The sequence below is a fragment of the Maribacter sp. PR66 genome, from assembly GCF_028464205.1.
In the GTDB taxonomy this organism is placed as follows: domain Bacteria; phylum Bacteroidota; class Bacteroidia; order Flavobacteriales; family Flavobacteriaceae; genus Maribacter; species Maribacter flavus.
The window spans coordinates 505,352-519,063 of record NZ_JAQPCH010000002.1 but is presented as its reverse complement, the minus strand read 5'-3'; the positions used below and the strand labels follow the sequence as shown (position 1 = coordinate 519,063).

Here is a 13,712-nt window from a genome sequence, read left to right as displayed (position 1 = left end):
ACAAAATATCACCTCGCAAATATATATACCTATAATTTTTAGGGGGGTTATTTATTATAAACATAAAAATAGGACCATTACCCCTTCAAAATATAGGGTGTTAATAATTTTAACATACATTTGGTCCATCTAAAACAATCAGTACAATGAAAAAAATCGAGGCAATTATCAGAAAATCCAAGTTTGATGAAGTCAAAGAGGCTTTACATCAAATTGAGGTCAATTTCTTTAGTTACTGGGATGTAACGGGAGTTGGTAATGAAAAACAAGGGCATGTATATCGTGGTATTTCCTATAGCACCACAGATATACAAAGGAGATATCTAACCATTGTAGTATCCGATGAATTTGCGCAAAAAACAGTGAACACTATATTGGAAACAGCTTACTCAGGCAATGTTGGGGATGGTAAAATCTTTGTCTCCGATGTCATCGAAGCCTACAGAATCAGGACAAAGGAAAGCGGTCAAGCGGGTATCAACTAAAAAAACAACTAACTAAAACTTAAAAAAATGGACGCAGGATTATTTACAGCGAATAACGTATGGATGATGTTGGCCACCGCATTGGTGTTCTTCATGCATACAGGTTTTGCCTTTTTGGAAATAGGTCTAACCAGACAAAAAAACACAATCAATATTTTATTCAAAAACATATTTATCATCACCGGAGGGTTGCTCTTGTATTATGCCTTTGGTTTTAATTTAATGTATCCCGGTTTTGAGGATGGGGATGCAGGATTCCTAAAATTCGCAGGATTTGGAATTGCCGCCCCGGAAGGTGGTATGACCCCTGATTATGCGGATGGTGGTTACACTTGGTGGACGGATTTTCTTTTTCAAGGCATGTTTGCTGCCACAGCTGCTACAATCGTATCCGGAGCCGTTGCCGAACGTATCAAAATTGGTTCCTTCATGATTTTTACGATTGTTTATGTAGGTTTGGTTTACCCCATCGTAGGTGCTTGGAAATGGGGTGGCGGATTCTTGGATTCCTGGGGATTCTATGACTTTGCAGGATCTACTTTGGTCCATTCCGTAGGTGGATGGGCAGCCTTGGTAGCGGTTACCCTATTGGGTGCACGAATAGGAAAATTTGGCAAGGATGGCAAACCGAACGCAATTCCAGGTCACAACATACCAATGGCAACAGCGGGTGTATTGATCCTTTGGTTAGGATGGTTTGGTTTCAACGGTGGATCCGTACTTTCAGCAGACCCTGAATTGACTTCCTTGGTTTTGGTAACCACAAGTTTGGCTGCCGCTGCCGGTGGTTTTGGCGCCATGATTACTTCAACCATCCTCTACAAAAACTTGGACCTTACCATGTTCCTTAATGGTATTCTAGGCGGTTTGGTAGGCATTACGGCCGGTGCCGATTTAATGTCGCCCAACGAGGCCGTAATCATTGGGGTACTTGCCGGAATCCTAATCGTTTTTGGTGTTGCCCTGATCGATAAATTAAAATTGGATGACCCCGTTGGCGCTATTGCAGTACACTTGATCTGTGGTATTTGGGGAACCTTGGCCGTGGGTATTTTTGGAAGCAAGGCAGGAATCGATCAGTTATTGACACAATTATATGGCGTATTGATCATAGGAGCCTTCTGTGTAGTATCTGCAGGTATCATTCTTGGAGTGCTTAAAACTACACTTGGCCTTAGGGTTTCAAGGGATGAAGAATTGGAAGGTCTGGATATCCATGAGCATGGAATGGATGCTTATGCCGACTTTAGAATGAACCAACACTAATAATTTGAACTAAAAACGGAGCGTTCTGCCAAACGCTCCGTTACATAACCTTTTCACATTTATTTACAAGTAATCACTTAAAAAATAATCCCAGAGGGATTGAAAATTTAAACATATGAAACAGATTATAAATACAAAATTCGTAAAAAATATCTTTTTGTCAACATTGGCGCTGTTTTCAGCAGTTACCTTAACGGCACAGGAAGAGGAAAGTGGTTCAAAATTCACTTTGAGCGGTTCTATTGATGCATATTACAGAACTACTTTTAAAGATGGTGGTGATGCAACCACCGCTACACCAACATCTTTTGCGAACCAAACTGGATTTGCTTTGGGAATGGCCAATTTAATTGGGACCTATGACATGGGAAAAACAGGTGTCGTCGTGGACTTGGTTTTTGGACCTAGAGGTACAGAGGCCACTTTCAATAATGATGTTTTAAATGGAATCATAAACCAAGCTTATGCTTATTGGAATGTTTCTGATAAAACTACCTTAACCATTGGTCGTTTCAATACTTGGGTAGGTTATGAAGTTATTGCTCCTGCGGCAAACTTCAATTATAGTGTGTCATACTTGTTCTCAAACGGTCCCTTTTCACACCTTGGTGCTAAGGCTGATTTCGCCTTTTCGGATGATGTAAGTTTAATGCTTGCCATTACCAATCCTTGGGATACCAATGATATAAGTGCTTCAGGTGTTTATGCCGTAGGAGGTCAATTAGGTATTTATGGTCAGTATATAAATCTTTATTACGATGGTGGTAGTGATGTAGCTGGAGGTCTTGGTTTTGAAATTGACTATACCGGAGGTTTTGATCTTTCCGATAACTTTTTCTTTGGAATCAATGCTGCATATAATGACAATTCACAAACAAATAGCGGGTTCTATGGAGCCGCTATTTATCCACAACTTACTACCTCGGATAGTTTTGCCATAGGCTTACGAGGTGAATATTTTGCATATACCCAAGAAGGTTTTGATGATGTTCCTGTTACAGCCCTTACCTTAACCGGAAGTTATAGCAAAGAAAATTTAATAATTAAACCAGAAATTCGTTTGGATAGTTTTGGTAAGGATAACGAACCTTTCTTCGATAGCAATGGAGGTACAACTAACAGCTTATCCTCTTTTGCCATTGCAGCTATCTACTCATTCTAAGCCAAAAAATTAAGGACTAATTGATTTTTGTTTAAGTTGAGAAACCCGGTGAATACACCGGGTTTTATTTTTTATCAAAATCTTTAACACCCGCCAATATTCTTGTATCCAAATGATTTACCGCAGGAACCAAAGGACAGGAATATTTTTTATTGTAAACACAATAGGGATTATAGGCTTTATTAAAGTCGATCGTTATCCTATTTCCGTTTGGAATCCTCAAATCCATGTAACGCCCCCCACCATACGTCTCCTCCCCATTGGTTAGATCCGTAAAGGGTAGAAAAAGGTAATCTTCGTAGCCTTTCTCTTTAATAAGTTCTGGATTCTGGTAGACCTCCAATTCAAAATTTCTTCCATCGAGGATAAACCTAACTTTCCCGTATACCACTTCCTCCGATTTTCTATCTGTGGTGGTAGGCATCAAAAAGGGAACGGCATCCGTTATCCTAATAAAATCGGCCTCGATTACATAATTGGTATCCGGTGCGAAAAAATCAAGTCCATTGAAATCTTTTCGGAACCTATCAGGTAACGGCGACTCCTCAGGATCTCTGAATTCTTCATTCAACTTTAGTTGGTGGGCCAAGATATCGGCAATCTTATCCGTAGGCGCCTTAGCGACCAAATTTGGCTTCTCATCGTGATATTTCTTTGCTTCCTTGCATCCTACCACAACAAAAATGGCCAAAAGACTAAAAACTGTGAATCGATACATCGTTCTATTTTTATACAAAAATACCACATGATTTTTAACGTACTATACCATGCATGGATTTAAGGGGTAAGAACTACAGGACAACTTCAATGTTTAAAAGCCGAAGCGGAAATCCTATAGAATGAAAACTAAACGGTTCGGCATAATACCCATCTTCATCCCAATATTTCTTAGTTTTTTTCAACAGGTCAGTAACGGGCATCCTTTAAATATTTGGCGACAACGGCATTGAATTCAGGACTAATTCTAAAGAGGGCGGTATTCTCGAGTCCGTATAGTTCCTCATTGTTGTCATAACCGGTTTTCAATAGTTCCTCCAAATAAAAAAGTCCTGTACCGTAGTCCTCAACGAGTGCACTATAGGAAATGACCTTTAGATAATTTTCAGGATTCTTTGGTTCTGTAATGGTTTTTAGCTGGTAGAGAAAGTTCAGTGCCTCCAAATCAACTTGTTTATCCGTGGCTATGATGTTGATGTTATCCGAAATCAATGCATTTAAAAAGCCGCGAAGCCTACTTGCCATACGTCTCTCAAATTCGTTACCGCTTTTATCCATTTTATCCAATTCCGACATTTGAAAGTTCCACCAACCCAAATTATTATAATTGTAGGTCAAAACATCCTCCTCCAAATAATAGCCATAATCTTCCTTGGTGAGTGTTTCCTTTAAAAAGAAATTCCCTTGGTTACGCTTTTTGCTTCTATAGGTTTTACTCCTTCTAAGTACCTTTTTGGATGTTTTTAGAGAGTCCAAATCCCCAAAAGGATTATAGACCTGTATGGCGTTATCCAATACGTTTTCCGCCAAAAGGGGCTTATCATTTGAAAGAAGTTCATTCGCCCTAATTAAGGAACTTTCAAAATAATCGTTAATCAAACTATCGTTTCTGGGTATAGTCCCTTTTGCCATTTCTGATAAGGTAAATGACCTAAGTGCAAAGGCACTTTCATCAATAGGAGCCCATTGGTGTTCTCCTTCAAAAAATAGCAATAAATTGGGAAATTTAAGGTTGTCCAATATCACTTTACTTTCCAATAGTTCCCTATAATTATAGTCAGATCTGCCAGCAATACCAATAAAGTAAAAAGTATTTTTGCGAGTAAGAACCTCCGTATTCGCAATTGCGGCCCCACATGAAAGAACGCCCTTAATATCTTTAATAAACGTTGGCATCAATGTGGCAAACCTACCTCCATCCCCTATACCTCCTACATATATTCGCTCTTTATGGACCGGAAGCATTTCATATATGGTGTTGATCATTCGGTTCGCGATTAACACATTTTGGGAGAGACTCAGGGAATCCTTTAAATTGTTGGAACCCGCAAGAATGTAACCTTCCCTTTCAGCTGCATTTGTAAACATGGCCATTGTATTCCTAGTTTCACCTTTCATATCAAAAAGAAAGAGAACGGGCCATGCACGTGTCATGCTAAAATTTGTAGGCAGGTACAGGGAAAAGTATTCGTTGGGTTCTCCCTTAATAGTTAAACTATCGTTGATGGTTCCTTTGGCGATTTTAACTTCCTGCGAAAAAATGGTCAATGGTAGTACCAATAAAATTAGAGGTAGTATTTTTTTCATCTGTTTATTTCTATTGTTGTTTATAGGTCAGATGCAATTCACCAAAAACTATCTTAGTGGGTATCAAGACTTGCTATGGCTCATTTCATATTTAAATCTACAACAAAAATCTAGCCAAAATTTAATGTTTAAAATGTGCTTCTAATGTTTTTTAACTTGATATACGATCTACTTATTCCAATTTCCTGACAGGATTCATAGGAGCATTCGATATTACTTGGGAAAGAACAATATTCGTTCGTGTTTCACCATATTGTATCAATTTATCAATAAATTTTTCCAAATGAAACTGGTCCTTTAGAACAACCTCCATGACAATATTTTCATTTCCCGTAATTCTATAACAGTTGACTACTTCGTCAAAGGAGTCCACAATTGCCAAAAAAGGCTTTAGTTTGCCCATAAAGGCCCTTAACGTAATAATAGCTTTCAATTGATGGCCCGTATGGGAATGGGAAACCTTGGCATGATACCCTGTGATAATCCCCAAATCTTCCATTTTTTTGACGCGCTCCCCAACCGCGGGTGCCGTTAAACCTATAGATCTGCCAATATTCGCAAAGGATTCCCTAGCATTTGCCTGTAGCTTTTCCAGAATTTTCCAATTAAGTTTATCAATCTTTATGTCCATAAATTTTTTAACAAATATAATTTCGAATATAAAGTAATATAAAAAATTTGCTTTAAATACAAAAGAGGCAAAAGATATACCTGTAGTAATTTTATAATAGTTTAAGTTTAATGTACTTGAAATGTCCCATAAAAATCTTAAAAACATTCCGGTTTACAGAAAGGCCTTGGAGCTCTGCAGAATGAGCAGGGAAATTGCCTCCTACGTATCCTTCAACAAAGACCTTTTGAGGCTGTATGAAAGCAACAGCCTTAGGGATATTATTGCAAATTCCATTCTCACGGATGCCATTTTAATCCCTCAAAAAATTGCCTTGGTGGAATCTTCAAGATCAACCTCTGAACGCTTGCAAAATCTTTCCTTTATTAACATTATGATCAGAAACATCAATTCCTATTGTTTGGGATTGGAAAAGGATGGGGTCAAGGAAACGGAATATATCAACCTTCTTCGCTCCGAACTTAAGAGCTTTCGAAAATATTACAGGAAGTGGAAGGTATCCCATAGATAGGGAAAATCACATAATCGATCTACATACCGTATAAACGAAACTTGCTTTTGGTAGTTTTGCTTTAGTTGAATGGCGTATTTTTGATTTTTAAATCTTTTGTTTTGAAAATCATTATTTTAATCAATTGCCCAGACCAAAAGGGAATCATTAGCTCGGTTACCGGATTTATTCATGCTCACAAGGGGAATATCGTTTATTTGGATCAACATGTGGATAAAACGGCAAATGTTTTTTTCATGCGATTGGAGAGTGATTTTGAGACGGTAGATTTGGCCGTACTCCAAAAAAACCTCGAGAGCCAGTTAGCCCATAGGTATAAAATGCAATGGAGTCTCCATACCGATAGCAAAAAGCCCAAAATGGCTCTTTTTGTATCCAAGTACAATCACTGTCTCTATGACCTTTTGAGTAGGTTTCACTCCGGGGAACTTCCGGTGGAAATCCCTTTCATCCTTAGCAATCATCCCGATTTAAAGTATGTAGCGGACCAATTTGATATACCCTACTATCATGTGCCCTTAAGCAAAGAAAACCGGGATGCATCAGAAAATAAACAAGTTGAACTGCTCAGAAAATATCAAGTGGACTTTATTGTATTGGCCAGATATATGCAAATTGTTAGCCCGAAATTGATCAATTTGTATCCGGATAAAATTATAAATATACATCACTCCTTTTTGCCGGCTTTTGCCGGTGCCAAGCCGTACCATGCGGCCTTTGAAAGGGGCGTGAAAATAATTGGGGCAACCAGCCATTACGTGACCGAAGAACTTGATGCGGGTCCCATTATAGAGCAGGACGTTGCCCCGGTTTCGCATATGCATTCCATATCGGACTTTATTAGCAAAGGGCGGGATTTGGAAAAAATTGTGCTATCCAGGGCCGTTAAACTGCATGTGCTAAGAAAAACGATGGTGTACAGCAATAAAACCGTTATTTTCTCGTAAAATACCTTCTTTGTAGGAACTACGGGGGATAACTTGCTGTTTTTCAAGTATCTAATTTTTTACATAGTCTTATTTTTGTTTATTTTGAAAATAGTTTCGGACTAATTTCGAACTTATTCTCAAATGAACTTCAATTGCTACCCTTCTTATTTTAAAGGAAAAGCGGGGCGCACTTAATCAGGCGGAAAATAAAACATCCCAAACCGATGTTCACTATTCAGAGTCCAGGATTACAGTAAAAAACTCGGTGGGATTCTAATAAATAGCATTCCCTCGAGAAGCAATTAAACAACTCCATTACGGCACTAATGACTGAAGTACAAAAAGTATACTAAGGTAACACAGAGGAAATTGCAAAAAGACTTCTTACACTAATCAAAAACAGACATAAACACGCGTCTATATAATTTGTCGACTTCTATCAAAATTACACTAATCAGAAAAAAGCGAAAGGATAAATAAGAATGGCTAGATCCCAATACAACGTCAGGGTATTATTGCATTAATGAATTGAATATAGCTATATAGCTAAGGTCATATGATGCCATGACCATGAGTTCCCATAAAATTATAATTATGTTCATTGGTATAGAATTAAGTGACTTGCTGCACCAATCACTTTATTATTGAATTTTTAAGGGTATATTTTAGGGATTGTTAACCTCAGGTAATAATAATGAACAGAAATAACACAAATAGATTCACATATGATAGGCCTCATTCTATTCTATGGTTTGAAAAAATTAGACTTAATTCACCCTGATAATATATTTGTATATTTTATTCCGAAAATATACAAGAGTTGATTTCATCTAGTCCAGTTTTATTTACCATCATTGCAGTATTTAGCCTTCAGGCGATGCTCTTTAGTGCACTCATATTGTCTAAAAAACCAAGACGTTTAGCCAACATATTTTTAGCTATACTGGTCCTTTTTTATGCGTTAATTCCCTTAAATATAGTTGTTGTAAACGTACTGAAAGATTATGATTTGCTTCATGTTTTCAGGTACATTCAAATGGAAATGCTTTTTGGCATTGGCCCGTGTTTATATTTCTATACCAAATGCATTACTCAGCCGAAGTTCAAATTTCAGAAAAAACATTTTATTCATTTTGTCCCGTTAGTTCTGGAATTTATTTTTTTCCGAACATCAATTTACAGAATTGGTGCAGATGGCTTATATGAACAGGAAATGCCCTTGTACTCTTATGTGTACCTCACGGAGCAATGGTTAGGATTGATTTCTATTTTGATGTATAGTTTTATTTCATTTAGCATCTTGTTAAAATACAAAGACCAGCTCAAAGCATATTACTCCAAAATTGAAAACCTTTCTCATAAGTGGTTACAAACGCCAATTATAATTTTTGCGGGTTTCTTTATATACTGGCAAATTTTGACGGAGATAGACCGCTTTGTTTTTGACAAGTTGTACAGAGAATACTACTTTCTTCCAAATTTTGTTTTGCTTTCTATCATTACCTGTTGGTTAGGATTTAGAGGTTATATTCAAAAAGAAAGGGAAGTGGTTCTACTAAAACCAGAAACGAAAGAGACAAAACATAAGCATATTGATAAGGATGAAGCGTTTTTAACCAGGTTAAAAACTTTAATGAAAACAAAAAAACCCTATCTCGATCCTGAATTAAACCTTTCTATGCTGGCTGAATTATTAGACATGAAACCCAAAGAACTATCTGCTAAAATTAACCAGAACTGCCAACAAAACTTTTATGATTTGATAAATTCATACCGGATTGAAGACTTTAAACACCGACTGAAATCCTCTGAACGTCATCAATACTCGCTTTTAGGTCACGCCTACGAGTGCGGATTTAATTCCAAGTCCACTTTTAACCATGTCTTTAAGAAAATAACACAACTCACACCTAGTCAATACCTTAAGTCTATAAAAAATACGTCCAGATAGAAGCAGTCGGTCGATTCAAGGCCTATTGAGCTGTATATTTGCCAAAAATTATTGGAAATGAGTTTTTATTTTATACGAAAGGTGTGTTATAGAAAAAATCTGGTTTTGGTTGTTTTGACCATCAGTCAATCAGTATTAGCTCAGCAGTTTTCAAAAGCACAGATTTTATCAGACCTGGCTTATTTAAAAAAATCTCTAAAAGAAACTCATTTCAATTTATACGCTTATACCACAAATGAGGCATTTAATAGGAATTATCATAAAGTCAGACAAAACATCAAAAAAGACAGTTTTACCTCTTTGGATGCAAAAAAAATATTTCAGCAGGTAGTATCAGCTGTAAATAACGGGCATACCCGAGTCCCTTTTCCGATTCCTGAATATATTACCTATGCTCAAAATGGTGGAACCTTGTTTCCACTTGAAGTTGCTATTGAAGATGGTAATGCTCTGGTAAGAAAAAATTGGTCCTCTAATACAAATATTACGACAGGTTCAGAACTGTTGAGTATAAATGGTAAACATATTAAAAAGGTGTTTGAAAAGGTCTATCCTCAAATTTCTGCTGAACGTTTGTATTTTAAACACGCGCAATTAGAAAATTTGAGTTTACCTCGTTTTTATTGGTTGGCTTATGGAGAACAACAAAGCTATGAAGTAGAAATTTTAGTCGATGGCCAACGTCTAAAATATACCCTCAAACCAATTAACACTATTGAAGATTTTGAAATGAAGCGAGACGATATCTTAAAACACGACCGGCATTTATCCTTTTTAAAAAAGGCAACTGCATATATACGGCCTGGCGATTTTGGTGGAGATTTAGAACTTTTTAAACACTTTATAGATTCTTCGTTTATTGAAATAAAGAACAAGAATTCCGAAAATCTAATAGTAGACTTAAGGAACCATTCCGGTGGTGACGATGCTTTTGGTGACTATTTGGTGTCGTATATTGCTGATAAGCCATTTAAGTGGGCATCACGCTTTCAGTTAAAAACCAGTAAAGCTTTAAAAGATCATACCCGTAAACATCAAGATACGATTCAAGCTTATTGGCAGTCTGTTTTAAGCCATAAAGATGGAGAAATCTATGATTATGAATTTGACAACTATAGACCACAACCAAGTTCAAAACGATTTAAGGGCAAGGTTTATGTGTTAGTGAATCGACAATCCTATTCCCAGTCTACAGTCACGGCTTCACAAATAAAAGATTATGGTTGGGGAACAGTTGTTGGAGAAGAAACTGCAGAATTCCCGAATTTATATGCATCGATTTACAGTTATAATTTACCTAAAACAGGTATTAAAGTTGAGGTTTCTAAAGGTAAAATAGAACGGGTAAATGGTATAGACACTGGGAAAGGTCTTATGCCGGAAATTGAAATCAAAGACCATTTATTGGATGATAAAGACGAGATTTTAGAGAAATTATTGAATAGAATTTAAAACTAATGATAGCCTCATTTAAACCACACTTAAATTTAAAAGACGTTATCAGGGAATATTACTTGTCTTCATTCTATGCTTTTGGCGAAACTAAGCTTATCCCTATCGTAGATGATTGTTGCCATGATATTATTTATTACAAACAGGCTAAAGCTAAATTGATTTATGGTGATAAGCAAACCGTCGATAATATTGAATGTCATTTATTTACAATTTTAGGCTTGACACCTCCTTATGTTTTGAAATATAAAGACGAACTGAACTTTTTTACCATCAAATTTCAGCCTTGGATGAATAATTTCTTTTTTGGTCATCTAAAGCAAAGTGGCATTGTGAATTTGGAAGACCGTTTTTCAGAATTGAACCCTGTCTTAAATGAAATAGAGCAAAAAGATAAAATTGAAAATTCCCTGAAAGCGGTAAACAGATATTTTACAAACTTAGATGTAGCGTTATCACCAAAAGTGGAAACTGTAAAATCGATTTGTGAATTTATCTACAACAATAATGGAATAGTTAAGGTAAATGACATCAGTACTCATTTTAAAAAAACTAGACAGTACATCAATAAGATTTTTAAAGAAGAAGTCATGTGCAGTTTAAAGACATTTATTACGTCAGTTAAAATATTGTCACTGGTGAAACAAAAGTCTAAATCTGAAGAACAAAGCCTTACAGAACTTGCTTATGAATACGGCTATTTTGACCAGGCCCATTTTATTAATGATTTTAAAAAAGTATGTGGTATTACTCCGAGTTATTACTTTGAAAATTTACCTGAATTTATACTTAGACACCACTAGTTTCCATTTTTACAATTAATTGATATCTATAACTTTTTGTTTTGTTGAAAAAAATAAAATGAAAATAATACCAATTCTATTAATCTCTTTCAGTTTTATGGCGGTCTTCGGACAGGGAGATCCTAAAGTCTCATCAACATATTGTGAAAATACTGCAGATATCTATTTTACAAAACTGACAGACTTAGGAAATTTTAATGGTGTGGTCTTACTCAAAAAAGGAGATGATATTGTCTTAAAGAAAGCCTACAACATGCAATCTGATATATCTTCAACGCTTTTTGTAGATGAAAACAGTCAATTCGATTTAAGGTCCATTGCCAAATTATTTGCTAAACTTAGTGTCATTCAACTAGAGGCTGAAGACCAATTATCCAAAGAAGATAAGTTGAGTCGGTTTTTACCGGATTTCCCCAATGCCAATAAAATTTCCATCAATCACCTGATTAACAACACTTCTGGTTTGCCACGCTCTTTTGAAGATTCAGAAAAGCCTTACATCGAATTAAATCCAGACGAAGTCATTGCTTTAGCTTCGAAATCCAATTTAGAATTTGAGCCCGGAGAACAGGAACTTTACTCCAATGTTGGCTTTCAATTATTATACTTTATCATAGGCAAAGTTACCGATGCCAGTTTTGAGGCTTACATCTATCAACATTTTTTTAAGCCCTTAGGAATGTCAAATTCCGGTAGTAATTTTTATGATGGAAAAGACAGAAAACATCAGTACGCCTATGGGCATTTTGATAAAAACGATGAAATCGTCTGTGAATGTACTTATCCTGAGGATGAAATGAAAATGGGAAATTTATTTTCAACGGCTGAGGATTTAGATAAACTTTTGTCAAGTTTAGACAATACTATTTATCAGGATTTAATACACGAGGGCATAATCGCACATGCGGGTGGCACACGTGGAAAGCGTGCTTATGTAGAACGTAATTACAACAAAGATTACACCATGATTTTCTTAAGTAACTATGACCAAATTCCCTTTGAGCAAATCATAATAGACACCAGACTTATTTTAGAAGAGAAAGAAGTGGTTATGCCAGAAGCCGTCAATCGAAAATCGATAGAGTTATCAGCTAAAATTTTGAAAAAGTACCAAGGCACTTACGATTTAGTTGATGCGGGACATATTTTACTTGACATCAAGTTCGAGAATGACAGTCTTTATGTGTACCAAAAGGGAAAAAATAATGGGGTCATTGTACCTGAGACAAAAACAGTTTTTTTCTCAGACCCAACCAAAAAAGAATCGATTGAATTTGTTGAAAATGAAAAAGGCACTTTTGATATGTTGATTGACTTTCAGGGGGTGCAATGGAGAGGAGCAAATGTGACATCCGAAAATAGATAACATATCTAAATACAATACATGAAGTTTTTGAAATCAATGGCAGTAGTTCTAGCAGCGTATACAATCATAAGTTGTAACTCTAAAGTAGATAAATCAAAAATAGATTATGATTTAGTCTCTGATGATGATGGCATTTTAGTTGAAAAATTTGATTCAACGCAAGTTGATATAAATAAGTACAACAAAAACAACATGATTTATAAAGTGGGTATTTCATTTAAATATGATTTTGAACATCTTACGACCACTGGGGAAAAAAAATATTTTAAAATTGATGATAATAGAGAAGGCTGGGAATTTGTAAGTTCAGAAGCTGAAGATTCACTAGTGGTGAAGTCTTTGATTATTCAAGTCATGAACGGCAATCCAATGGCGCAGTTTATTCCCGATTATAATCAAACCGCAATTGCCTATAAATTAATTCCTGGTATTCCGTTTACGATGTCTGGTGTAATCGAAAATGAAGCAAATATTTGGGTTCACCCTCCACGAGAACACTACTTTAGTATCTTAGAACTAAACCCATTTCCTTATATCAAAGCACCTTATGAGATTGGAACCCAATGGAATTGGAAACTTAAAATTGGCAGCCAATGGGCAGACCACCGCTGGAAAATCTGGGAAGGAAATATTGAAAACAATTATCATTATGAAATCACAAATAAAGTAAAACTTCAAACCAATTTTGGAGAATTAGTGTGTTTGGTAATAGAATCAACAGCCGAAAGTAGTTTAGGTACAACTCACCTTACCACATATTTCAACGCAAACTATGGCTTTGTAAAACTCAATTATACAAATATTGATGGCAGTCGAACACATCTCGAGTTGTCTGAACATTGGCAAAAATAA

The 13,712-nt window shown here is 36.1% G+C and carries 13 protein-coding genes; 10 read left to right on the top strand and 3 right to left on the bottom strand.

The annotated features are described in order from the left end of the window. Positions 1-146: 146 nt before the first annotated feature. The 3 genes from PP181_RS07150 (at position 147) to PP181_RS07140 (ending at position 2,913) form a co-directional block, all read left to right on the top strand. Positions 147-485 carry a P-II family nitrogen regulator gene (locus PP181_RS07150; RefSeq protein WP_125220969.1) on the top strand — a complete coding sequence of 113 codons (339 nt, stop codon included), beginning with the start codon at positions 147-149 and terminating at the stop codon, positions 483-485. Between the two features lie 27 nt (positions 486-512). After that, positions 513-1,751: an ammonium transporter gene (locus tag PP181_RS07145; protein WP_138257512.1), complete on the top strand. Its 1,239-nt coding sequence runs from the start codon at positions 513-515 to the stop codon at positions 1,749-1,751. A 115-nt stretch (positions 1,752-1,866) separates the two neighbouring features. Continuing rightward, a complete protein-coding gene (locus PP181_RS07140; RefSeq protein ID WP_272636550.1) occupies positions 1,867-2,913 on the top strand; it encodes an outer membrane beta-barrel protein in 1,047 nt (348 codons plus the stop codon). Positions 2,914-2,977: 64 nt separating this feature from the next. Here the strand turns inward: PP181_RS07140 and PP181_RS07135 are convergent, their stop codons facing one another. The 3 genes from PP181_RS07135 to PP181_RS07125 all read right to left on the bottom strand — a co-directional run bounded on the left by PP181_RS07135 (position 2,978) and on the right by PP181_RS07125 (position 5,848). After that, a complete protein-coding gene (locus PP181_RS07135) occupies positions 2,978-3,631 on the bottom strand; it encodes a DUF1684 domain-containing protein (protein WP_272636548.1) in 654 nt (217 codons plus the stop codon). A gap of 188 nt (positions 3,632-3,819) precedes the next feature. Then, a complete protein-coding gene (locus PP181_RS07130) occupies positions 3,820-5,217 on the bottom strand; it encodes an alpha/beta hydrolase (protein ID WP_272636547.1) in 1,398 nt (465 codons plus the stop codon). A gap of 172 nt (positions 5,218-5,389) precedes the next feature. Further along, positions 5,390-5,848 (bottom strand): Lrp/AsnC family transcriptional regulator, encoded by a 459-nt coding sequence (locus PP181_RS07125; RefSeq protein ID WP_272636546.1) that lies wholly within the window; start codon positions 5,846-5,848, stop codon positions 5,390-5,392. 121 nt (positions 5,849-5,969) lie between these two features. Here PP181_RS07125 and PP181_RS07120 point away from each other — a divergent pair, with 121 nt between their 5' ends. The 7 genes from PP181_RS07120 (at position 5,970) to PP181_RS07090 (ending at position 13,712) form a co-directional block, all read left to right on the top strand. Next, on the top strand, positions 5,970-6,359 hold the full coding sequence (locus PP181_RS07120; RefSeq protein WP_154916842.1) for a hypothetical protein: 390 nt from the start codon (positions 5,970-5,972) through the stop codon (positions 6,357-6,359). Between the two features lie 101 nt (positions 6,360-6,460). Beyond that, positions 6,461-7,306, top strand: a complete 846-nt coding sequence (gene purU, locus PP181_RS07115) for a formyltetrahydrofolate deformylase (protein WP_272636545.1) — start codon at positions 6,461-6,463, stop codon at positions 7,304-7,306. 802 nt (positions 7,307-8,108) lie between these two features. Beyond that, positions 8,109-9,239: a helix-turn-helix domain-containing protein gene (locus tag PP181_RS07110; RefSeq protein ID WP_272636544.1), complete on the top strand. Its 1,131-nt coding sequence runs from the start codon at positions 8,109-8,111 to the stop codon at positions 9,237-9,239. 57 nt (positions 9,240-9,296) lie between these two features. Then, positions 9,297-10,691 carry a S41 family peptidase gene (locus tag PP181_RS07105; RefSeq protein ID WP_272636542.1) on the top strand — a complete coding sequence of 465 codons (1,395 nt, stop codon included), beginning with the start codon at positions 9,297-9,299 and terminating at the stop codon, positions 10,689-10,691. Between the two features lie 5 nt (positions 10,692-10,696). Then, positions 10,697-11,494 (top strand): helix-turn-helix transcriptional regulator, encoded by a 798-nt coding sequence (locus PP181_RS07100; protein ID WP_272636540.1) that lies wholly within the window; start codon positions 10,697-10,699, stop codon positions 11,492-11,494. 58 nt (positions 11,495-11,552) lie between these two features. Beyond that, positions 11,553-12,860 (top strand): serine hydrolase domain-containing protein, encoded by a 1,308-nt coding sequence (locus tag PP181_RS07095; RefSeq protein WP_272636539.1) that lies wholly within the window; start codon positions 11,553-11,555, stop codon positions 12,858-12,860. An 18-nt stretch (positions 12,861-12,878) separates the two neighbouring features. Beyond that, the gene (locus PP181_RS07090) at positions 12,879-13,712 is read left to right on the top strand and encodes a hypothetical protein (RefSeq protein WP_272636538.1); all 834 of its coding nucleotides are present in this window, start codon (positions 12,879-12,881) and stop codon (positions 13,710-13,712) included.